We start from the raw sequence: 22097 nt of genomic DNA, 5'->3' as shown, positions 1-22097 counted from the left end.
TCTAGTGAATCTAGAGGAGGTCACCATGGCGGAGACGCCACAGGGGCGCACGGGGAAGATCCGTGAGATCGATATCGGATCCACGCCCACCAGGTATGCGCGGGGCTGGCACTGCCTGGGTCTGGCCGCGTCGTTTCGTGACGGTAAGCCGCATGCCGTGCAGGCGTTCGGCACCAAGCTGGTCGTCTGGGCCGACAGTCACGGCGAGCTGAAGGTGCTCGACGCCTACTGCCGCCATCTCGGCGGCGACCTGAGCATGGGGGAGATCAAGGGCGACTCGGTCGCCTGCCCGTTCCACGACTGGCGCTGGGGCGGCAACGGCCGGTGCACCGCCATTCCGTATGCCCGCCGGGTGCCGCCGCTGGCCCGGACCCGCGCGTGGATCACGTTGGAGCGCAACGGGCAGCTGTTCGTCTGGCACGACCACGAGGGCAACCCGCCGTCGGACGACGTCACCATCCCGCACATCGAGGGCCCCTACACCGACGCCGAGGGCAACCCGACCGACCGGCTCGACGACGGCTGGACCGAGTGGACCTGGAACTCGCTGCTCATCGAGGGCGCCAACTGCCGCGAGATCATCGACAACGTGGTCGATATGGCCCACTTCTTCTACATCCACTTCGCGTACCCGACGTACTTCAAGAACGTTTTCGAGGGCCACATCGCCACCCAGTACCTGGAGACGAAGAACCGCCCCGATGTCGGCATGGGCACGCAGTACGGTGACACGCTGATGAAGTCGGTGGCCGCGTACTACGGCCCGTCCTACATGATCAACCCGCTGCACAACTTCTACGGCGGGTTCGAGGTCAAGAGCGTTCTGATCAACTGCCACTACCCGGTCACCCAGGACTCGTTCGTGCTGCAGTGGGGCATCTCGCTGGAGAAGCCGAAGGGCATCGACGAGCAGGCGTCGGCGAAGCTGGCGGCCAAGATGACCGAGGGCATCAGCGTCGGCTTCCTGCAGGACGTGGAGATCTGGAAGCACAAGTCCAAGATCGACAATCCGCTGCTGTGCGAGGAGGACGGCCCGGTCTATCAGCTGCGCCGCTGGTACGACCAGTTCTACGTGGACGTCGCCGATATCGACCCGAAGATGGTGCAGCGCTTCGAATTCGAGGTCGACACCACCAAGGCGAACGAGGCATGGGAGGCCGAGGTGGCCGAGAATCTGCGCCGCCGGCGCGAGCAGGAGGCGAACGCCTGATGGCCGGCTGGGCGAAGGCACCGGATTTCGCGGATCGTCCGGAGCGGCTCGCGCAGGTGCGCGCCCAGACGGTCGCCGACCGGCAGCGCTATCTGGAGGACGGCCTGACCCCGGTGTGCTGCGGCGACTGCGGCACCCGGGTGCTGGTCCGCAAGGCCAGCTCGCACCAGAAGTCGGTGCAGTGGACGGCCGACCCCGCCGAGCACTGCCCCGTCTTCAAGGAATTGTCCGGCGGCCCCGGCCGTCCCGAGTCCTGCCCGCATCTGGAGCGCAGCATCGATGCGGCCGTGCGGTCGGGAGCGCTGCCGGTCGCCGAGTGAACCGTCAGTCCAGCCGGAAGTCCGCGAAATCGAAGCCGGGCGCGACGATGCAGCTGACCAGGACGTATTCGTCGGTGGCGGGGCGGGCCGCCTGGCTGACCCCGCCGGGTACCACGGCCTGGAGCAACTGGCCGTGTTCGACGTGTGGGCCGAGGGTGATCTCGGTGCCGCCGATATTCAGCAGCAGCGGTCCGCCGCGATGCCACAGCCACAGCTCGTCGGAGCGGACCGTGTGCGGGGCGGAGCGCTCGCCGGGCATGAGCAGGAAGTGGATGGCGGTGGCGGCCGAGCGCGGACCGTCGTATCCCTTCGGCTCGAATTCCACGGGGCTGCGCCAGGTTTCGCGGAACCAGCCGCCCTCGGGATGCGGTTCCAGATCGAGCGTCGCCGCCAGTGCGGGCCTATCGGTCATGGCACCGATCCTAGATCGGGTGCGGCGGACTCGCTCCTCACTGGTTGCGAATCTCGCTGTAGGACAGGGTTACCCGGGTGAAAAGGTCGATGCGCTGAGTGAGGGCTGCCGGGTTGTCCGGCTCCATGAGGCATTGGGTGGCGGTGCCGTCGTGGACGGCTACCAGGGCTCGGCCCAGGGCGGCCGGGTCGGTGACGACGCGGTTGATGCGGGCCAGCAGGGCCTCCAGGACCGGCATCAGGGCGGCGATGATCGTTTCCTCGCGGGCCACCATCACCCGGCGCAGGGCCGGGTTGCGCAGGGCGTGGGCGGTGAATTCGGCGGTGATGCGAAACCACTTGTCGTCCAGGGGGATCACGCGTAATACCCGCTCCACCCCGGCGCGCAGGTCGGGGACCTCGGTCGCGGCGTCCTCCTCGAGCACCGCGGCCACCTCGTGTAACAGCCGCTCGGATCGCTGCTCCCACATGGCCAGGAACAGCTCCTCGAGGGAGCCGAAGTTGGAGTAGAAGGCCCCGCGGGTGTATCCGGCCCGCTCACAGATCTGCTCGACCGTGCACCGCCCGAACCCCTCGGCCGCGAACGCCTCGAAGGCCGCGTCCAACAGCCGCTGCCGAGTCTCGGCCCGACGCTTGGTCACCCGCCGACCGCGCCCCTCGGTGATCGTCACGGCAGATCCTCTCCGTTAATGATCGAATACCGCTGCTGGGGTAGCACCGACCAGATACATGAGCGTATCAAATTCGGACCGCCCCCAGGTCGACAAGCGGATATCCTCAGGCTCGGTGTCCGGCGAATTTGGCCAGCCGCGCCGCTATCTCGCCGATGTCGTCCAACTCGCCCGTGGCGACGGCGATCATGAACGGATAGGTCTCGAGCACGGGGGCATCCGAGAGGGACACGCGGTAACCATTGAGGCCGAGGAACACGACGGCGGAGGTCCATGCGGTTCGCTTGTTGCCGTCCACGAACGCGTGGTTGCGGGCCAGCGATTCGAGTAGCGCCGCCGCCTTCTCGAATACGGTGGGATAGGCGTCTTCGCCGAATACCGTTGTACGGTAACGGAATACGGCCGCCTGGAGCAGGCCGGGGTCGCGAACCACGGCGGTGCCATCGGTGACGGCCGAGGCGATTTCGAGCACGTCCTCGAGCTCGAGGTATCGGACCGAGGTCACTTCAGCTTGTCCAGCAGCTCCCGGTGTTCGGCAATGGCGAACCCGATCTCGGTACGCACGGCGTCGCGGTGCTGCCAGCGCTGTACGTACTCGGCGACGGCCTTGTTGATGAGTGCGTTCATGGACACGCCCTCACGTTCGGCCTGGTCGCGGACGGCGGTTTCGTTGTCGTCGGTGAGTCGCAGGTTCATGGCCATACAAAAATGGTACTACCGTGGTACCACGTTTGGCGATGACGATTCGATCACCCGTCAGCTGAACGGGGACTTCGGGCGTTCCTGGAGTTCGCCGTCGATGTACAGGTCCACCTTCTCGTTGTAGAAGCAGGCCAGTCCCGCGATTTTCTGGCTCTCCGGGAGGGGGGTGCGGTAGTACCACACCAGGTCGGGGTGCTCGGTGTTGTCGATTCGGATGTTGAAGTATTCGGCGGTGCCCTTGTAGGGGCAGCTGGTTCGGGTGGTGGAGTGGGTCAGTAGGTCTTGGCGGATGTCGGTCAGGGGGATGTAGTAGCGCGGGGGTAGGCCGGTTTCGAAGAGGATGTGGGGGCGGGTGGATTCGGCGACGGTCTGGCCGTCGATCTCCACCCGGACGTGCCGGGAGCTGGCGAGGATGTCGACGCGGGTGTAGGGGCTGCGCGGATGGACGTAGACGGGCTCGTCCTCCTCGAACCACTCGTCCATCAGGTTCCAGTCCAGGCGCACCAGGTCGTGCAGCTCCTCCAGCGGCGAGTCCGGATAGCGCAGCGCCGCAGCGGATCTGGTGTGGCTGTCGACCACGACGTCGTATTCCACGCCCTCGCCGCGGCTGGGGGAGTGCCGGGTGCGGCCGGTCGGCTCCAGCTTGGCGCGCAGATCGGCGACCGGCAGGTAGTAGGTCGGGTAGTGGGGGCTCTCCCACACCAGGACCGGCGCGACGGTGTCGACGACCAGCCGTCCCTCGATGTAGGTCCGCACCCGGCGATGGCTCCGCTCGGTCCGGACCCGGCCCCGATTCGTTTCGGTCATACCCTCCGAAGGTACTCCCGAGTCGTGAACGTCCGTGCGGTTCGCGAGGTTTCGCCGCACGGCGGCGATAGCGGATGGGTAGCGGGCTTTACGCCCCCTTACCTGCGGCTACGCTGCCGGACCCCGGGTCGCTATGGTGACGGGTGCAACAACCGGGAGAACAGAGGGTAAACCCATGACGAAGACGACCGGCGTGGCGCGCGAGGGTCTGCGCACCGGCTTACGCCGTCGCCATATGACGATGTTGGCGATCGGGGGCGCGGTCGGCGCCGGCCTGTTCGTGGGCAGCGGTTCGGTGATCAAGACCGCCGGTCCGGCGGCGGTGGTGTCCTACGCCTTCGCGGGCGTGATGGTGCTGTGTGTCTTGCGCGCACTCGGCGAGATGGTGGTGGCCCGCCCGGTGGCCGGCTCGCTTGCCGAATATTCGCGAATGGCATTGGGGCCCTTCGCCGGATTCGTCGTCGGATGGTTGTACTGGTACCTGTACGTGGTGCTGGTCGCCGCGGAAGCGACTGCGGGATCGGCGATTCTGGCGCAGTGGATCGATCTGCCGCCGTGGGTGCTGTCGGCCGGACTGATGGTCGTGATGACCGTGGTGAATCTGATATCGGTGCGCTCGTTCGGCGAATTCGAGTTCTGGTTCGCGTCGATCAAGGTCGTCGCGATCGTGGTGTTCCTGCTGTTCGGTGTGCTCTACATTCTCGGCTGGTGGCCGAACGGCCATGCGGGACTGGGCAATCTGACCGCGCACGGCGGTTTCGTGCCCAACGGCATGAGCGGGGTGCTGTCGGCGATCGTGACGGTGATCTTCGCCTTCGGCGGCACCGAGATCGTGACGCTGGCCGCCGCCGAGAGCGCCGAGCCGGGCAAGGCCGTGGCGCGGGCCACCAGCAATGTGCTGTGGCGGGTCGGCCTGTTCTACGTGGCCTCCATCTTCCTGGTGGTCGCGATCCTGCCGTGGAACGACGCCAAGGTGCTGACCAGCTCGTTCGTCAGCGCGCTGAACGAGATGCGGGTGCCGGGCGCGGGCACGATCATGCAGGTGGTCATCCTGACCGCGGTGCTGTCGGTGCTGAACTCCGCGATCTACGTCTCCTCCCGCATGCTGTACGTGCTCACCCGCGACGGCGACGCGCCCTCCGCGCTGGTGAAGGTGACCCGCCGCGGCGTCCCGGCGCGGGCGGTGCTGCTGGGCACGGTGGCGGCCTGGTTCGCGGTGCTGGCCTCCTATGTGTCGCCGGACCGGGTGTTCTCCTTCCTGGTGAACTCGATCGGCGTGCTGCTGGCCTTCATGTACCTGGCGATCATGTTCTCCCAGCTGCGCCTGCGCTCCCGGTTGCGGCGCGAGAATCCCACCACCCTCACCTACCGCATGTGGGGCTACCCGTATCTGAGCTGGCTGGTGATCGGCGTGCTGGTGACGGTGCTGATCTCGGAGGCGTTCATGTCCTCCCTGCGTCCGCAGCTGATCGCCTCCACGGTCAGCCTGCTGATCGTCGCGGCGGTGTACCCGCTGCGCGCCCGGTTCGGCCGGACCCCGCCGGTGCGCGAGGTCCATGTGCTCGAGCACGCCGAGCGACCGGCCACCGAGTAGTGTCGGAGCCGAATACTGTTTCGTGTCAGGAGATCTCGGTGATCTCGGGGGCGATCTGCTCCAATTGCGCTATGCCGGTGGCATAGTCGCCGCCCGGCGAGGTCATCAGCATGACGTGGTCGGCGCCCGCGGCGAGGTGCGCGCGGATCGCCGCGGCGATGGCGGCCGGGTCGGGGTGGGCGACGATCGAGTCGACCAGGGCGTCGCCGACCTGCTCCAATTCCTCGGCGGAGTAGCCCAGTTCGCGCAGGGCCGCGACATACGAGAGGCGGGCCAGCAGGCCCGTGACCGTCTCCCGGGCGGCGGTGCGCGCCCGCGCGGCGTCGGCGTCGGCGTGCACCGCGAGGCTGGCGACCAGGAGCTTGTCGGGGCCGAGGACCTGCCGGGCGTGTGCGGTGAAGGCGGCGGGGAGCAGGGAAGGGACTGCGCCGTCGGCGATTTCGGCGGCCAGGGCGAGCATGCGGGGCCCGTTGGCGCCGAGGATGCGGGGGTAGGCGGCGTCCGGCGCGGGCGGGAAGGTCGGGGCGGTCATGCGGGCGAGGTAGTCGCGCAGGGTGGCCAGGGGCCTGCCGAATTCCCTTCCGGCGGTGGCCGCCTGCTCCGGATAGCCGACGCCGAGGCCGCGCCTGCGGTCCACAGCCGCCCGAAAGGCGCTGCTCAGGCGGGCCGGGCCAGCGGCCTGTGCGGCATGCCGAACAACTGTGAATCAGCGTGCGCCCGCTTGAAGTACAGATGCGCGTCGTGCTCCCAGGTAATGGCAATGCCCCCGTGCAGCTGCACCGTTTCCCCGACCACCGCCGCGAACGCCTCGGAGCAGTGCCGCCGCGCCGCCGCCAGATCCAATGCGGCGGACGGATTTCCACTGTCCTCCTCCAGCGCCGCAGCGGCCCGGTAAGCGGCCGACCGTGCCGACTCCACCAGCACGTACATATCGGCCATCCGATGCTTGAGCGCTTGAAAACTCCCGATCGCCCGCCCGAACTGCACCCGAGACTTCGTGTACTCCACAGTCATCCACAAACACTCCTCCGCCGCCCCCACCTGCTCCGCCGCCACCGCCGCCCACGCAATATCCCGCAGCCGACCGGTTACCGTCTCGATCCCGAGCGGTCGAGCGGGCGCATCGGTAAACGTGATCGTCGACAACCGTCGTGACGGATCCATCGTAGGAACCACGGACCGAGCGACTTCCGGTGCCGCAGCGTCGATTTCGTACAGCCCGGCATTCGTCACCACCACGAGCGTATCCGCCGCCGCTCCGTCGAGAACGTAATGCGCTGTGCCGGTCAGACGATCGCCGTCCGCGCGCACTCCCGGAGTCTCCCAGCCGTGCTCGTCGGCCCAGCAGAGTGCCAGCGTGCGTGTGCCTTCCGCGACCTCCGGCAGTAGGCGCTCGCAGGCGGCCGTATTGCCGGACAGCAGTATTGCCTGCGCGCCGAGGACGGCCGAACCGAGCATCGGTGGGGCGTGCAGGGTGCGGCCCAGTTCCTCGAGGACCACGAATGCCTCGGGCAGGCCCGCGCCGATGCCGCCGTACTCCTCCGGAATCGCCAGTGCGGCAACGCCTACCTGTTCGCAGAGCAGTGTCCACAGGTGCTCGTCGTAGCCGAGATCGCTGTCGATGGCGCGGCGTAGCGCCGAACGGTCGCCGTGCTTGGCGAGTACGGCGCGCACGGTTCGGGCGAGTTCTTGCCGGTCCGCGGTGTCGCTCATCGCAGTGGTCCTTCCGGCTGGGGGGATCCCGGCCAAAAGCACGCCGGGAACAACGGGGGGCGCGCCGGGAAGAACGGGGGCGCGCCGGGGACAATGGGGGGGCACGCCGTTCACCTTGCGTCCCCGCTCGATGTGCGAAGGGCGGCGGCAATGCGGGCGCGGTGGAAATCGGCTGTGCCCCAGGCGGAGCGGAGGGCGGTTACCTTGGTCAACCACAGCGACAGGTCGTATTCGGCGGTGTAGCCGATGGCGCCGTGGACCTGGAGTGCCGTGCGTGCGGTGCGGTATGCCGCCTCCGCGCATGCCAGCTTGGCCGCCGACACGTCGCGCGCCCGGTTCGGTGAATCGGTGCTCAGCGCCGCTCGATACAGCAGCGGCTCGGCCATTTCCAGGCCGATGAGCGCGTTCGCCAGCTGGTGCTTCACCGCCTGGTACTGCCCGATCGGGCGGCCGAACTGGTGCCGCTGCGTGACGTAGGCGACGCTGGAGTCCAGCAGCGCCCGGCCCGCGCCCAGCAACTGCGCCGCCGTCGCCAGGGCCCCCGCGTCCCTCGCCGCGGCCACCGCGGCACGCACCGAATCCCCTTCGGCCACAATATCGTCCGGTACGACCCGGAACAGCCGCCGGGCGCCGTCGACGGAGCGAAGGTGATCGGTGCGGTGCCCGGTGCATACCCGGTCGCCGTCGGCGACCAGCACCACCTCCGCGGTATCGGCGTCCACGGCCGGGGTGTCGGCGGACAGGGTCACGGTGCCGAGCGCGGTCCCCTCGGCGAGGGCGGGCAGCCAGCGCCGCGCCGCCGCGTCGTCCGCGAGCGCCTGCAGCAGGGCCGGAATCGCCGCGGCGGTCTCCACCAGCGGACCCGGCACCGCCGCCCGGCCCAGCTCGACGAAGGCCACCACGAGATCGATGGTCTCGGCGCCCAGTCCGCCGTGCGCCTCGTCGATCGCCAGCCCCAGCGCCCCGGCCCCGGCCAACTGCCGGATCAGCCCGCGCCCGCCGCGATGATCACCGGCGGTCCAGGCGCGGACGATGCCCGGTGTCCCCGCCGTCTCGCACATCTTGCGCAGGCTCCCGGCGAAGTCGCGGTGTTCGGGGGACAGTGCGAATCTCATCGATGCATCCATTCGAAGATCGGGCCGTCAGCGCGGCAGGCCGAGCAGCCGTTCGGCGATGATATTGCGCTGAATCTCGTTGGTACCGGCGTAGATCGGGCCCGCCAGCGAGAACAGGTAGCCGTCGGTCCACGGCCCGCTGCGCTCCCCGGCCGCGCCGAGCAGATCCAGCGCGGTCTCGTGCATGGCGATGTCGAGCTCGGACCAGAACACCTTGTTCACCGAGGATTCCGCGCCCAGCTTGCCGCCCTCGGCCAGGCGGGTGACGGTGGCCAGCGTGCTCAGCTCGTATGCCTGCGCCCCGATCCAGGCGTCCACCACGCGGTTTCGCGCCGCGGTGTCGGCCGGGTCGGCGGTCTCGCGCCACAGCGCCAGCAGCCGCCGCGCGGTCGCGGTGAACCGGCCCGGGCTGCGCAGCGACAGGCCGCGCTCGTTGCTGGAGGTGCTCATCGCCACCCGCCACCCGTTGTTCGGCTCGCCGATCACGTCCCGATCGGGCACGAAGACGTTGTCCAGGAAGATCTCCGCGAATCCGGGCTCGCCGTCGAGCTGCGGTATCGGCCGCACGGTGACGCCGTCGGCGGACAGCGGGAACATCACGTAGGTGAGACCGCGGTGCCGCTCGGCCTCGGGGTCGCTGCGGAACAGCCCGAAGGCCCAATCCGCGTAGGAGGCACGGGAACTCCACGTCTTCTGGCCGGTCAGCAGCCAGCCGCCGCCGGTGCGGCGCGCGGTGGAGCGGATACCGGCCAGGTCGCTGCCCGCCTCCGGCTCCGACCACGCCTGCGCCCAGATGTCGTCGCCGCGTGCCATTCTCGGCAGGATGCGGTGCAGCTGTTCGGGCGTGCCGTGCTCGAACAGCGTGGGAGCCAGCAGGAAGATCCCGTTCTGGCTCACCCGGCCCGGCGCCCCGGCGGCGTAGTACTCGTCCTCGAACAGCACCCAGTGCAGCAGCGAGGCATCGCGCCCGCCGAACTCCTCCGGCCAGGACACCACCGACAGCCGAGCCTGCGCGAGGGTGCGCTCCCAGCCGCGGTGTGCCTCGAAGCCGACGCGGGTGTCCATCGACGGCAGGGCGGTGGCGGGCAGGTTGGCGCGCAGGAAATCTCGGACCTCCTGCCGGAATTCCCGTGCGGCGGTGTCGAGTGCGAGATCCATCACCGTGCCCCGTTCTGATCCGGTCGCGCGCTCTCCCGCATCGAGCGGGCGTCCATGCCGCCCAGCGAATCCGCGCCGACCTCGGCATTGTGGGCGTGCGCGAAGTGATGCAGGCCGAAGACCGAATCCATGCCCGCGCGCATCCCCATCAGGTCCTCGCACTGGTTGACGGCCTTCTTGGCGAGCGCCAGCCCGAATTGCGGCATGGCCGAGATCTTTTCGGCCAGCGCGAAGGTCTCGGACTCCAGGTCGGCGCGCGGCACCACCCGGTTCACCATGCCCCAGTCGTGGGCCTGGGCGGCGGTGAAGCGGTCGCCGGTGAACAGGATCTCCTTGGCCCGGCGCGGCCCCAGCATCCACGGGTGCGCGAAGTATTCCACACCCGGAATCCCCATGCGCACCACGGGATCGGAGAAGAAGGCGTCGTCGGCGGCGACGATGAGATCGCACGACCACACCAGCATCAGCGCACCGGCGATGCACGCGCCCTGCACCATGGCGACGGTCGGCTTGGGGATCTCCCGCCAGCGGCGGCACATGCCCAGATACACCTCGGACTCGCGGGCGAAGCGCTGATCGCCGCCCGCGCGGTCGACGTGGTCCCACCACAGCACGGCCCGATTGTCATAGTGCACGTGGTGATCCCGGCCGGGGGTGCCGATATCGTGCCCGGCGCTGAAGTGTTTTCCGTTGCCCGCCAACACGATCGACTTCACCTCGGTGTCGTCCACCGCGCGGGTGAAGGCGGCGTCGAGCGCGTAGGTCATCACCGAGTTCTGTGCGTTGCGGTACTGCGGGCGGTTCATCGTGACCAGCGCGACCGGGCCGCGCCGCTCGTAGGTGACGACCTCGCCCTCGTCGGGGACGGTCGGATCCGGGCTCACGAAATCTCCTCACGTAGTTGCCGCTTGAGCACTTTCCCGGCGGCGCTGTAGGGCAGCGCGTCGCGGAACTCGATCCGGCGCGGGACCTTGAAATTCGCCAAAGTCCTTGTGGCGTGGGCGATCACATCCTCCTCGGTCAGCGCCGCGCCGGGCCTGCGCACGATGTAGGCCGCGCCGACCTCGCCCAGCCGCTCGTCGGGCACGCCGATCACGGCCGACTCGGCCACGCCGTCGAGCCGGGCCAGCGCCTGCTCCACCTCGGCGGGATACACATTGAAGCCGCCGCTGATGTACATGTCCTTGAGCCGATCGGTGATCGTCAGGTACCCGCGGTTGTCGAGGACGCCGACATCGCCGGTGTGCAGCCAGCCGTCGGCGTCGATGGTGCGGGCGGTGTTCTCCGGGTCGTCGAGGTAGCCGAGCATGACATTGGGGCCGCGCAACAGCACCTCGCCCTGCTCGCCGATGCGCACCTCGAACCCCGCGATCGCCGCGCCGGAGGTGGTGGCGATGGTCTCCGGATCGTCGTCCGGTCGGCACATGGTCCCGAATCCCGCCGACTCCGACAGCCCGTACGCGGTGACCACCACCTCGAATTCCAGCTCGTCGCGCATTCTTTCGACCAGCGTCACCGGCACCGTCGCCGCGCCCGTGACCGCCACCCGCAGGCTGCTCAGGTCGAACTCGCCGCGGGCCGGATGGTCGAGGATGGTCTGATAGATCGTCGGCGGCCCGGTGAGCACGGTAATGCGCCGGTCACGCACCAGCCGCATGGTCTCGGGCACATCGAAGGTGGCCTGCGGCACGATCGTCGCCCCGCTCACCAGGCAGGCGAGAATCGCGGCCTTGTAACCGAAATTGTGGAAGAACGGCGGAATCACCAGATACCGATCCCCCTCGACCAGCGTCGCCCGCTCCACCCACGCCCGCACCACATCCAGCGCCTGCCGATGCGCGACCAGCGTCCCCTTGCTGCGCCCGGTGGTACCGGAGGTGAACAGAATGTCGGAAATATCCTCGGGAGCAACGGATTCCGCCCGCCGGACGACCTGCTCGATCGATACCCCCGCGGAGATCCGCCCGAGCGCGGACCACTCGACCACCCTCGTCCGCCCCTGATCCCGGCGCTGCTCCTCTTCGTGATCCCGGCGCTGCCCCTCTTCGTGATCCCGGCGCTGCTCCTCTTCGTGATCCCGGCGCTGCTCCTCTTCGTGATCCCGGCGCTGCTCCTCTTCGTGATCCCGGCGCTGCCCCTCTCTGTGATCCCGGCGTGTTTTTGGCCGGGATCCACCGCGAGATTCCGGCCAAAAGCACGCCGGAATCACAGAAGGAGCATCTCCGGGAATGACGATTACCGTGTCAATCGCCAAATCGGGTGCAGTCGAAACCAATTCGTCCAGTCGATCCCGCCCCAGAAACACCCCCGTGACGAACAGCGCCTTCGCTCGCACCCGCCGGAGCACATCCGCCGCCTCCTCGGCGACATAGCGAGTATTCAACGGCGCCAACGCGGCTCCGACATAATGCGTCGCCAAGGCCGCCACCACCCAGTGGTGGGTATTGGGCGCCCAGATCGCCACCCGGTCCCCGCGCTCCACGCCGCGCGCCAGCAGCGCCCCGGCCGCCATCCGGACCTCGTCCAGCAGCCCCGCCCAGCTCAGCAGTACCGCACCGTCGTGGACGGCGGGTGCGTCGCCGTACCGGCGCGCCGCTTCGTGCAGGGCGAGCGGGGTGGTCTGCGCAGGGAGCGTCACGGGCATCCTCGATCGGTCTACAAAGCAAGTGCTTGGTAGGTTACTCTACCGGAGTGAGTGTGATCCAGACCCCGCAATCGGAGTCCGGCCCCGAACGCCGAGCGCCGCTCACCGCGGTCGCCGAGCAGCAGTTCCGCGCCGAGGTGCGGGAATGGCTGACCGAGCAGCTGGACGGGCCGTTTCGCGAGCTGCGCGGGCTCGGCGGGCCGGGCCGCGAGCACGAGGCGTTCGACGAACGGCTGGCCTGGGATCGCCACCTGGCCGCCGCCGGGCTGACCTGCCTGGGCTGGCCGGTCCGGTACGGGGGTCGCGCGGCCACGCTGCGCCAGCAGGTGATCTTCCACGAGGAATACGCCAAGGCCGATGCCCCGAGCCGGGTTTCGCACCTGGGTGAGGAACTGCTCGGCCCCACCCTGCTGGCCTTCGGCACCGAGGAGCAGAAGCGCCGCTTCCTGCCCGGCATCAATACCGTCACCGAGCTGTGGTGCCAGGGGTATTCGGAGCCGGGCGCGGGCTCCGACCTTGCGGCCGTCACCACCGCCGCGCGCCGCGACGGCGACGACTGGGTCGTCACCGGGCAGAAGATCTGGACCTCGCTGGCGCACCTGGCCGACTGGTGTTTCGCCCTGTGCCGCACCGAATCCGGCTCCACCCGCCACCATGGCCTGTCCTACCTACTGATTCCCATGCGGCAGCCGGGGATTCGGGTGCGGCCCATCGTGCAGCTCACCGGCACCGCCGAATTCAACGAGGTGTTCTTCGACGAGGCCCGCACCGCGGCCGATCTCGTGGTCGGCGCGCCCGGCGAGGGCTGGCGGGTGGCCATGGGCACCCTGACCTTCGAGCGCGGCATCTCCACCGTCGGCCAGCAGATCCGCTTCACCCGCGAGCTCGCGAATCTGGAGGCGGTGGCGAAATCGACCGGCGCGCTGGATGATCCGGTGCTGGCCGAGCGCATCGACCGGGCCTGGGTGGGCCTGCGGGTGCTACGCGCCCACGCCCTGCGCACCCTGGAATCCGCGCACGAGAACGCCGATGCCCGCACGGCGGCCGGGCAGGCGTCGGTCGCCAAACTGCTGTGGGCGAATTGGCATCGGGGACTGGGCGAGTTGGCCATGGACGTGCTGGGCGCGCCGGGTCTGGTCGCGCCGCCCGGCGATCTGACCGACTGGCAGCGGCTGTTCCTGTTCAGCCGCGCCGACACCCTCTACGGCGGCTCGAACGAGGTGCAGCGCAACATCATCGCCGAACGCGTGCTCGGACTGCCGCGCGAGGCCCGATAGGGAAGGACCACCCGTGACCGACCTCTTCGTACCGCCGCCACCGGTTTCCGGCCACGGCCTGCTCGCCGGGCGGGTCGCGGTGGTCACCGCCGCCGCGGGCACCGGCATCGGCTCGGCCACCGCGCGCCGGATGCTCGACGAGGGCGCCGACGTCGTCGTATCCGATTGGCACGAGCGGCGTCTGGCGCAGACCGAACAGGAGCTGGCCGCCGCCTTCCCGCGGCGCCGGGTGGCCGCGGTGCCGTGCGACGTGACCAGCACCGAGCAGGTCGACCACCTCATCCGCGCGGCGGCGGAGCGCCTGGGCCGGGTCGACATCATGGTCAACAACGCCGGATTGGGCGGTGAGACACCGGTGGCCGACATGACCGACGAGCAGTGGGACCGGGTTCTCGACATCACCCTCAACGGCACCTTCCGCTGTACTCGCGCGGCGCTGAACTACTTTCGCGGCGCGGGCCACGGCGGCGTGATCGTGAACAACGCCAGCGTGCTGGGCTGGCGCGCCCAGTACGGCCAGGCCCACTACGCCGCCGCCAAGGCCGGGGTGATGGCGCTGACTCGATGCAGCGCCATCGAGGCCGCCGAGCTCGGCGTGCGCGTCAATGCGGTCGCGCCGAGCATCGCGCGGCATCCGTTCCTGGACAAGGTCACCTCGGCCGAACTGCTGGACCGGCTCGCCGCGGGCGAGGCATTCGGGCGTGCCGCCGAGCCCTGGGAGGTGGCCGCCACCATCGCCATGCTGGCCAGCGACTACACCTCCTATCTGACCGGCGAGGTGGTGTCGGTGAGCAGCCAGCGGGCATAGTTCCGGTCGCGATTGTCGTCGCCGGACACGTCCGACCCGCGGGCGCGCATGACATGCCGGGGCGATGGGTAACCGGGAGAAATTAGGTGGCGCCGACCACCCGGACTTGTGCAATCCTGGGAAAGGCCGGTTCCCGATTCTCGAAGGGACCACGACCCATGGGTCTGGACCATCGCCTGGACGACACCGAAGAGCTGGAACTCGAGCTGGTACGCGAGGTGGTACTGGCGCGTCGGCGGCTGGATGGAATCGTGCTGGCCGCGCTCGCCCTCGGGGCCGAACTACTCGACCACACCTCCGAATGCGCGACGGCCATGCGGGCCGCGCAGATCCTGGAGCAGCACGCCGTCGACGAGTCCGAGGTGGTCCGCGATCCGCGCGCCGCGCTGCGCCGCGACATGGCCCGCGACCGCGAACGCGCCCTGCGTATCGGCATGGTGCGTGAACCCGGCTCGACGGAATCCGAGCTGGATCGGCGCCGCCGCAAACAGACGGCACTGCTGCGCGAGGTCCGGGCCGATCTGCTCGAGGTGGTCCGGCGCTGCCGCAAGTTCAGCTTCGACCGGGTCGCCTTCGCCGACGGCATCGCCGAGGGATTGTGTGCTGCCACAGACAAACTCGTGGGCGGGGCCGATATGGAGACCTACCGCGCCTGGCAGCGCGGCATGGTGCTCGGGATCAGCGAGGAGCCCAACCCCGGCGGCCTGCCCCGCGCCATGGCAACCGTCGACGCGGGCCCCGGCCGCGGCCACCTGACCGTCGAATGGGACAGCTGCGAGCGCCGCCTCGCCCTGGTCGCCCGCATGGCCCGAGCGGGCATCTCCCCGGTGGTCATCTGCGACCGCCTCCTCGCCGACCTGTCGGTGTCCTCGCCGCTGCGGTATTCGATTCGCTGATTCGCCGCGCGCCCACCTTTCGGCCCGGCGCGCGCCCACCTTTCGGCCCGGCGCGCGCCCATCTTTTGGCCCCGGCGTGTGCCCACCTTTCGGCCCCGGCGTGCTTTTGGCCGGGGCCTCCGTAGTTCCCGGCCAAAAGCACGCCGGGAACGAGGGGAGGCGCATGCCGGGAACAAGACGCTGGGCGAATGGACCAAGCAAACGCTTGGTTGTATCATGGGCGGGTGACTGCTCCCGATACCTCCAAATCCGCACGTCGTAATGAACTGCTCGACTTGGCGGCCGGGCTGTTCGCCGAGCGTGGGCTGCGTGCCACCACGGTTCGTGACATCGCGGATGCGGCGGGGATTCTATCGGGCAGCCTCTATCACCACTTCGACTCCAAGGAATCGATGGTCGACGAGATCCTGCGCGGCTTCCTCGACGACCTGTTCGGCCGTTACCGGGAGACCGTGGCCTCGGGCCTGTCGGCGCGAGACACGCTGGAGGCGTTGGTGATCGCGTCCTACGAGTCGTTCGACCGCTGGCACGCCGCGGTGGCGATCTACCAGGCCGAGGCCAAACGGCTCGGCGGCACACCCCGATTCGCCTACATCGCCGAGTACAACCGGGAATTCCGGGAGCTCTGGCACAACGTGCTCACCCGGGGCGTCGAGGACGGCAGCTTCCGCCGCGAACTGGATGTGGAGCTGGCCTTCCGCTTCCTCCGCGACACCGTGTGGGTGGCCGTGCGCTGGTATCGGCCGGGCGGCCGCGTCACCGTCGACAGCCTCGCCAAGCAGTACCTCACCATCGTGCTCGACGGACTCACCAATCCCGAAGGGCGACAACGCATCTAGGAGTTGCACCATGTCCGCACCGTCATCCCGCCGCCGCTACGCGCCGCTGCGGGAGGCCTACGTGATCGATGCCGTGCGCACGCCGGTCGGCAAGCGCGGCGGCGGCCTCGCCGGGGTGCATCCGGCCGAGCTGGGCGCGGCCGCGCTGCGGGGGCTGCTGGGCCGCACCCCGATCGATCCCGGGCAGGTCGACGATGTCGTGCTCGGCTGCGTCGACGCGATCGGGCCGCAGGCGGGCAATATCGCCCGCACCGCATGGCTGGCGGCCGGTTATCCCGAGCAGGTCCCCGGCGTCACCGTGGACCGGCAGTGCGGATCCAGCCAGCAGGCAATCAATTTCGGCGCGCAGGCCATCATGAGCGGCACCGCCGAGGTGATCGTCGCGGGCGGGGTGCAGAACATGAGCGCCATCCCGATCTCGGCGGCCATGCTGGCCGGGCGGGAGTACGGCTTCGAGTCGCCGTTCGTCGGCGCGCAGGGCTGGGACCACCGCTACGGCACCGGCGAGGTCTCCCAGTTCCGCGGCGCCCAGCTGATCGCCGAGAAGTGGGACATCAGCCGGGAGGACATGGAGCGCTGGGCACTTCGCTCGCACGAGCGCGCCCGCAAGGCCATCGCCGAGGGCCGATTCGACCGCGAGATCGTGCCGGTCGGCGGCGTCTGGCTCGACGAGGGCCCGCGCGAGACCAGCCTGGAGAAGATGGCGGCGCTGAAACCGCTGTCCGACGGCAGCCGCCTGACCGCCGCGGTGGCCAGCCAGATCTCCGACGGCGCGAGCGCCACGCTGCTCGCCTCCGACTGGGCCGTCGCCGAATTCGGCCTGACGCCGCGGGCCCGCATCCATCACGTGAGCGCGCGCGGCGCGGACCCCGTCTACATGCTCACCGCGCCCATTCCGGCCACCCGGTGGGCGCTGGAGCAGACCGGCCTGACCATCGACGACATGGACGTCATCGAGATCAACGAGGCGTTCGCGCCGGTGGTGCTGGCCTGGTTGAAGGAGACCGGCGCGAATCCGGAGCGGGTCAATGTGAACGGCGGCGCCATCGCGCTCGGCCATCCGCTCGGCGCGACCGGCGCGAAACTGTTCGCGACCCTGCTCAACGAGCTGGAACGGGTGCGCGGCCGGTACGGCCTGCTCACCATCTGCGAGGGTGGCGGCACCGCCAACGTCACGATCATCGAACGACTGGGCTAGTTACCATCGGGCTGTGAAGGTTTTGGGGGCGTGCCCGCTCGACTGCCCGGACGCCTGCTCCTGGGTGGTGACCGTCGAGGACGGGGCCGCGGTCGGCCTGCGGGGCAACAAGGAGCATCCGGTCACCCGGGGCGCGCTGTGCGTGAAGGTGAACCGGTATCTGGAACAGGTCGGTTCGCCGGATCGGATCCGCTATCCGCTGCGGCGGGTCGGCCGCAAGGGCGAGGGCCGTTTCGAGCGCATCACCTGGGACGAGGCGCTCGACGAGATCGCGCGGCGGCTGAGGGGGATCATCGAGGAGTACGGCGGCGAGGCGATCTGGCCGTTCCACGGCACCGGCAGCCTCGGCTACATCCAGGGCCTGGAGGGCTACGCCGGGCGGCGCCTGTTCAATGTGCTCGGCGCCTCCCGGCACGATATGACGATCTGCTCGGCGGCGGGCACCGCCGGGCTGCGGTACACGCTGGGGACCGCGGGCGGCATGGATCCGGAGGACTTCGCGAAGTCGAAGCTGATCCTGCTGTGGGGCACCAATCCGCTCACCTCCGGGCATCACCTGTGGAAGTTCGTGCAGGACAGCGGCGCCTACACGGTCGCGATCGATCCGGTGCGCAGCCGCACCGCCGAGCGCTGCGACGAACACCTCGCGCCGCTGCCGGGCACCGACGCGGCGCTGGCCCTGGGCCTGGCGAACGTCATCGTGTCGATGGGCGCCGAGGACGCCGATTTCCTCGCCGAGCACACCGTCGGCTGGCCCGAATTCCGCGGCCGCATCGAGGAATTCACCCCGGAGCGGGTCGCCGCCATTACCGGCCTGCCGGAGGAGCGGATCGTCGCGCTCGGCGAGCGGATCGCCCGCACCCGGCCGACCGCGATCCGCGCCTCCCAGGGCATACAGCGGCACGCCGGCGGCGGCATGGCGCTACGGGTGCTGGCCTGCCTGCCGGGCGTCACCGGTGACTGGGCGATTCCCGGTGGGGGACTGCACTATTCGACCTCCGACCACTTCCGGCTCGACGACGCCGAACTGCTGCGCTTCGACCTGCTGCCGCATCCGGTGCGCACGCTGTCCATGACGCGCCTGGCCGAGGGCCTGCTCGACGTGCACGATCCGCCGGTCCGGGCGCTGGTCGTGATCGCGGCCAACCCGGTGGGCTCGAATCCCCGGCAGGGCAGGGTGATCGAGGGCCTGCGGCGCGAGGATCTGTTCACCGTGGTGCTGGAGCATTTCGCCACCGACACCGTCGACTACGCCGACATCGTGCTGCCCGCCACCATGCAGCCGGAGCATCTGGACGTGATCGCGGGCTACGGGCACCTGTATCTGGTGTGGAACGAACCGGCCGTGGACCCGCCGGGCGAATGCCTGTCCACCACGGAGACCTTCCGCCGCCTGGCCCGGCGGATGGATTTGACCGAGCCCTCGCTCTACGACTCCGACGAGGAGCTGGCCCGGCAGCTGCTGAAGGGCCACGACATCGAACGCCTGCGCCGCGAGGGTTTCCTGAAGGTCGAGCCGGGCCCGGTGCCCGCGGGCAAGCTGCGCTTCGTCTCCGCGCACGCGGAACGCGACGGGCACGACCCGCTGCCGGACTACACCCCGCCCACCGACCCCGGCGACGGCCTGATCTTGATCTCGGCCGCGTCGCACTACTTCCTGAACAGCACCTTCGGCGGCAATCCCGAATTACGCCGCCGGTCCGGGGAACCCCGGGTCACGCTGCACCCCGACGACGCCGCCGCCCGCGGAATCACCGACGGCGCACCGATTCTCGTCGCCAACGCCCGCGGCTCCTTCGAGGCCCTCGCCGAGGTGTCCGACCGGGTCCGCCCCGGCGTGGCCGCCACCACCAAGGGGCGCTGGGCCAAGTTCACGGGTGGGTCGACGGTGAATGCCACCGTGGCCGAACGGGATTCGGACTACGGCGGCGGCGCGGTTTTTCACGACAACCGGGTGCGCATCACGCTGCGGTAGTTGGCGTGCTCGTCATCCTGGCTGGTGCCCCAGTCATCCTGGCTGGTGCCCCAGTGATCCCGGCGTGCTTTTGGCCGGGATCCCCCCGACCACCTCGATCCGTGCGACAGCCTCCTCGACGATCCGATCGATCAGCTCCCGCACCGTAGGCAGATCCTGAATAATCCCCGTGACCTGCCCCGCCGCCAGCACACCCGCCTCGGTATTGCCCTCCACGAGCCCCGCGCGCAACAGCATCGGGGTGTTGGCGGCCATGATGACCTGGGACCAGGTGAGGTCCTTGGTTTTTCGCATGGCGAGGCCGTCGCGGATCATGGCGGACCAGCTCATACCGGTCATGCCCTTGAATCGGGCGGCATTGGCGGCGGCGGCCAGCAGGGCCCGCCAGCGGCCCGAATGTTCCAGGCGGGCAACGAGTTCGGTGTTCAGGACGCGGTGTGGCATGCCGTCGACCTTCACCGAGACCACGGTGTCGGACAGGCCGCGGCGCAGGTACTCCTGCTTCACCGCGTCGGGGACGGTGCTCTCCCGGGTGAGCAGGAAGCGGGTGCCCATGGCGACGCCCGCGGCGCCGTAGGCGAGGGCGGCGGCCAGGCCGCGGCCGTCGAAGAAGCCGCCCGCGGCGACCACGGGAATATCGACCGCGTCGAGCACCGACGGCAGCAGCAGGGTGGTGGCGACCGGGCCGGTGTGCCCGCCGCCCTCGCCGCCCTGCACGATCACCGCGTCCGCACCCCAGGACGCCACCTTCACCGCGTGCTTGGCCGCGCCGATCGACGGAATCACCACCACCCCGGCCGCTTTCAGCCGGGCGATGAGCTCCTGCTTGGGCGCGAGCGCGAACGAGGCCACCCGGACCCCCTCGCGGATCAGCAGTTCGATGCGCTCTCCGGCGTCGGTGGCGTCGGCGCGGATGTTCACGCCGAACGGTTTCCCGGTGTGCGCCTTGGTCTTCGCGATCGCGGCCGCCAGCTCGTCGTAGGTCATGGTGGCCGAGGCCAGGATGCCCAGCCCGCCCGCCTCGGCGGTGGCCGCCACCAGCCGCGGCCCCGCCACCCAGCCCATGCCGGTCTGCACGATCGGATGCTCGATGCCGACCAGCTCGGTGAGCGGGGTCCGCAGCCGCGCGCTCACGCCGCCACCTCCTTCTCGCGAATACCCTTGGGATCCAGCACCGTTCGGATGAGACGCAGCTCCTCCTCGCTCGGCAGCCGGGTGGTACCCGCCGCCTCGAGGTCCGCGATCTCGAACGAGGTGTGCTCCGCGACCTCCGCCGCGCTCACTCCCGGGTGCAGCGACAGCGCCCGTAGGGTGTGCCCGGGACCGCCGAAGTCGAAGACGCCCAGATTGCTCACCACCCGGTGCAGGTGATGGAACCGGAAGGCCGGATTCTCCGGATCGACACGGTCGTAACCGATTCCGCTCACGATGTCGACCCGCTCGCAGAACACCCGCCTGGTGTGCCGGGGCACGAAGTAGCTGGTGGCATGGTTGACGGTGTTTCCGGGCGCGCCCCGCACCCCGAACATCTGCCGCGTCGGCCGCTGGAGCGGCCCGTACGCCGACAGGTTCTGATTACCGTGCCGGTCCAGCTGATTGGCGCCCATCACCACGTGCCGCCGCCCGGAGGCGACCACGTCGAACACCTTCCCGAACGGAATCCAGCCCTCCGCGGGCGCCTTGGCGCCGAGCGCGGGCACCTCGGCCAACAACAGCGCCTCGCCGTCGGACAGCAGCAGGTCCGGCTCGAACGTCAGCCGCGCCAGCCGCGCCCCGATGGTCGGGGTCGGCGACATGGGGCTGGCCATGATCTCCCCGGCGCCGCGGAAGATCTCCGCGCACGCCACCGCGCAGACCTCGGCGCGGGTGATCGTGCTGGTCTCGGTCATCGGGACTCCTCGGTGGCGGCGAAATCGCGGACGGCGGACTGGTATTCGGCCTCGGACACATCCAGGTAGCGTGCCCGGAACGCCGCCCACGCGTCGGGATCGGCGGCCGATTCGACGTAGTGCCGCTGGAACTTCTCATCGCGCCCGTAGCCGCCGGAGACGGTGAAGTGCGCGCCGCCGGGCGCCTCCACCACCCCGTCGACCATCATCCGATTGAGGAGCAGTGCCTGCGGTGGAACGGCTTTCACCAACTCGTCGGTATCGGCCAGTCGGTCCACCGACAGATAGCGGCGCTCGGCGGCCAGGCAGAACAGGTCGTCCATGTACGGGTCCACGCCGGTGTAGGCCGCATTGCCGTGCCGGTCACCCAGATCCAGATGCACCAGTGCCGCATCCAGATTCAGCGCGGGCATCGCGATCAGCGTCTGCGTGCGTCCGTCGGCGTCCGGGTACGGCGACTCGACGGTGCGCAGCTCGCCCTCCCAGAAGTTCGGCACATCCGAGCCCAGCCCGGCGCGGATCGGCAGGAACGGCAGCCGCGCGGCCGCGGCCTGCAACCCGCACCGCACCATGCCCTCGTCCATCTCGCGGGCCACGATCTCACCGCCGGTGCGCGCCTTCGCGAACCACGGATCGTAGAACGGTGCCGAATCCAGCGACACGAAGCCGTAATACGCCTTGCGCACCTTGCCCGCCGAGCACAGCAGCCCGAGATCCGGTCCGCCGTAACAGACCACGGTCAGATCGGTGACCTCCGACCGCAGCAGCGCCCGCACCAGTGCCATCGGCTTGCGCCGCGAACCCCAGCCGCCGATTCCGATCGTCATCCCGCTGCGCAGCTCACCGACCACCTCGTCGAGCGTCATTCGC

At 69.5% G+C, this 22097-nt stretch carries 23 protein-coding genes; 9 read left to right on the top strand and 14 right to left on the bottom strand.

Annotation, left to right across the window (positions count from 1 at the left end; translation table 11 throughout):
- The first annotated feature begins 25 nt into the window (after nt 1-25).
- Nucleotides 26-1210: a 3-ketosteroid-9-alpha-monooxygenase, oxygenase component gene (locus HPY32_RS14600; protein WP_067585122.1), complete on the top strand. Its 1185-nt coding sequence runs from the start codon at nt 26-28 to the stop codon at nt 1208-1210.
- Nucleotides 1210-1530 (top strand): hypothetical protein, encoded by a 321-nt coding sequence (locus tag HPY32_RS14595; RefSeq protein ID WP_067580646.1) that lies wholly within the window; start codon nt 1210-1212, stop codon nt 1528-1530. The genes HPY32_RS14600 and HPY32_RS14595 overlap by 1 nt, the downstream gene beginning before the upstream one ends.
- Nucleotides 1531-1534: 4 nt before the next feature.
- Here HPY32_RS14595 and HPY32_RS14590 read toward each other — a convergent pair whose 3' ends face one another.
- The 5 genes from HPY32_RS14590 to HPY32_RS14570 all read right to left on the bottom strand — a co-directional run bounded on the left by HPY32_RS14590 (nt 1535) and on the right by HPY32_RS14570 (nt 4121).
- Entirely contained in the window at nt 1535-1942 is a 408-nt protein-coding gene (locus HPY32_RS14590; RefSeq protein ID WP_067580648.1) for a cupin domain-containing protein, read from the bottom strand.
- A gap of 37 nt (nt 1943-1979) precedes the next feature.
- A complete protein-coding gene (locus HPY32_RS14585; protein WP_067580649.1) occupies nt 1980-2612 on the bottom strand; it encodes a TetR/AcrR family transcriptional regulator in 633 nt (210 codons plus the stop codon).
- A 106-nt stretch (nt 2613-2718) separates the two neighbouring features.
- Nucleotides 2719-3117, bottom strand: coding sequence for a type II toxin-antitoxin system death-on-curing family toxin (locus tag HPY32_RS14580; protein WP_067580651.1), 399 nt, complete (start codon nt 3115-3117; stop codon nt 2719-2721).
- Nucleotides 3114-3314: a hypothetical protein gene (locus tag HPY32_RS14575; protein ID WP_067580653.1), complete on the bottom strand. Its 201-nt coding sequence runs from the start codon at nt 3312-3314 to the stop codon at nt 3114-3116. The genes HPY32_RS14580 and HPY32_RS14575 overlap by 4 nt, the downstream gene beginning before the upstream one ends.
- 54 nt (nt 3315-3368) lie before the next feature.
- Nucleotides 3369-4121, bottom strand: coding sequence for a DUF427 domain-containing protein (locus HPY32_RS14570; protein WP_067580654.1), 753 nt, complete (start codon nt 4119-4121; stop codon nt 3369-3371).
- Nucleotides 4122-4296: 175 nt separating this feature from the next.
- On the opposite strand from HPY32_RS14570, the gene HPY32_RS14565 reads away from it, so the two are divergent.
- Nucleotides 4297-5715: an amino acid permease gene (locus HPY32_RS14565; protein ID WP_171982865.1), complete on the top strand. Its 1419-nt coding sequence runs from the start codon at nt 4297-4299 to the stop codon at nt 5713-5715.
- A gap of 25 nt (nt 5716-5740) precedes the next feature.
- On the opposite strand, the gene HPY32_RS14560 is transcribed toward HPY32_RS14565, so the two are convergent.
- The 6 genes from HPY32_RS14560 to HPY32_RS14535 form a co-directional block, all read right to left on the bottom strand.
- Nucleotides 5741-6352 (bottom strand): LLM class oxidoreductase, encoded by a 612-nt coding sequence (locus HPY32_RS14560; protein WP_067580658.1) that lies wholly within the window; start codon nt 6350-6352, stop codon nt 5741-5743.
- Nucleotides 6353-6372: 20 nt separating this feature from the next.
- Complete coding sequence (locus HPY32_RS14555) at nt 6373-7428, bottom strand: acyl-CoA dehydrogenase family protein (RefSeq protein ID WP_067580660.1); 1056 nt, start codon at nt 7426-7428, stop codon at nt 6373-6375.
- Between the two features lie 110 nt (nt 7429-7538).
- Complete coding sequence (locus HPY32_RS14550; RefSeq protein ID WP_067580661.1) at nt 7539-8543, bottom strand: acyl-CoA dehydrogenase family protein; 1005 nt, start codon at nt 8541-8543, stop codon at nt 7539-7541.
- Between the two features lie 27 nt (nt 8544-8570).
- A complete protein-coding gene (locus HPY32_RS14545) occupies nt 8571-9701 on the bottom strand; it encodes an acyl-CoA dehydrogenase family protein (RefSeq protein ID WP_067580662.1) in 1131 nt (376 codons plus the stop codon).
- Nucleotides 9701-10585, bottom strand: a complete 885-nt coding sequence (locus HPY32_RS14540) for an enoyl-CoA hydratase (protein ID WP_067580663.1) — start codon at nt 10583-10585, stop codon at nt 9701-9703. Before HPY32_RS14540 ends, HPY32_RS14545 begins: the two co-directional genes overlap by 1 nt.
- Nucleotides 10582-12339 carry an AMP-binding protein gene (locus HPY32_RS14535; RefSeq protein WP_171982864.1) on the bottom strand — a complete coding sequence of 586 codons (1758 nt, stop codon included), beginning with the start codon at nt 12337-12339 and terminating at the stop codon, nt 10582-10584. The genes HPY32_RS14540 and HPY32_RS14535 overlap by 4 nt, the downstream gene beginning before the upstream one ends.
- Before the next feature lie 53 nt (nt 12340-12392).
- Here HPY32_RS14535 and HPY32_RS14530 point away from each other — a divergent pair, with 53 nt between their 5' ends.
- The 6 genes from HPY32_RS14530 (at nt 12393) to HPY32_RS14505 (ending at nt 19338) form a co-directional block, all read left to right on the top strand.
- A complete protein-coding gene (locus HPY32_RS14530; RefSeq protein WP_373686635.1) occupies nt 12393-13622 on the top strand; it encodes an acyl-CoA dehydrogenase family protein in 1230 nt (409 codons plus the stop codon).
- Between the two features lie 13 nt (nt 13623-13635).
- Nucleotides 13636-14430 carry an SDR family oxidoreductase gene (locus tag HPY32_RS14525; RefSeq protein ID WP_067580664.1) on the top strand — a complete coding sequence of 265 codons (795 nt, stop codon included), beginning with the start codon at nt 13636-13638 and terminating at the stop codon, nt 14428-14430.
- Between the two features lie 158 nt (nt 14431-14588).
- Nucleotides 14589-15326 (top strand): hypothetical protein, encoded by a 738-nt coding sequence (locus HPY32_RS14520; protein WP_067580667.1) that lies wholly within the window; start codon nt 14589-14591, stop codon nt 15324-15326.
- A 224-nt stretch (nt 15327-15550) separates the two neighbouring features.
- Nucleotides 15551-16165, top strand: coding sequence for a TetR/AcrR family transcriptional regulator (locus HPY32_RS14515; protein WP_067580668.1), 615 nt, complete (start codon nt 15551-15553; stop codon nt 16163-16165).
- 46 nt (nt 16166-16211) lie between these two features.
- Nucleotides 16212-17363, top strand: a complete 1152-nt coding sequence (locus tag HPY32_RS14510; RefSeq protein ID WP_067585128.1) for an acetyl-CoA C-acetyltransferase — start codon at nt 16212-16214, stop codon at nt 17361-17363.
- A gap of 13 nt (nt 17364-17376) precedes the next feature.
- Nucleotides 17377-19338 carry a molybdopterin-containing oxidoreductase family protein gene (locus HPY32_RS14505; RefSeq protein ID WP_067580669.1) on the top strand — a complete coding sequence of 654 codons (1962 nt, stop codon included), beginning with the start codon at nt 17377-17379 and terminating at the stop codon, nt 19336-19338.
- A 33-nt stretch (nt 19339-19371) separates the two neighbouring features.
- Here HPY32_RS14505 and HPY32_RS14500 read toward each other — a convergent pair whose 3' ends face one another.
- From HPY32_RS14500 to HPY32_RS14490, 3 genes are read right to left on the bottom strand one after another with little or no spacing between them, the layout of a single operon-like run.
- On the bottom strand, nt 19372-20472 hold the full coding sequence (locus HPY32_RS14500) for an NAD(P)H-dependent flavin oxidoreductase (protein WP_067580670.1): 1101 nt from the start codon (nt 20470-20472) through the stop codon (nt 19372-19374).
- Complete coding sequence (locus tag HPY32_RS14495) at nt 20469-21227, bottom strand: CoA-transferase subunit beta (RefSeq protein WP_067580672.1); 759 nt, start codon at nt 21225-21227, stop codon at nt 20469-20471. Before HPY32_RS14495 ends, HPY32_RS14500 begins: the two co-directional genes overlap by 4 nt.
- Nucleotides 21224-22093, bottom strand: coding sequence for a CoA transferase subunit A (locus HPY32_RS14490; protein WP_067580676.1), 870 nt, complete (start codon nt 22091-22093; stop codon nt 21224-21226). Before HPY32_RS14490 ends, HPY32_RS14495 begins: the two co-directional genes overlap by 4 nt.
- Nucleotides 22094-22097 lie beyond the last annotated feature (4 nt).

It is taken from the genome of Nocardia terpenica (genome assembly GCF_013186535.1).
Lineage (GTDB): Bacteria > Actinomycetota > Actinomycetes > Mycobacteriales > Mycobacteriaceae > Nocardia > Nocardia terpenica.
The sequence above is the reverse complement of the archived record's forward strand: the minus strand, read 5'-3'. Positions and strand labels throughout refer to the sequence as shown.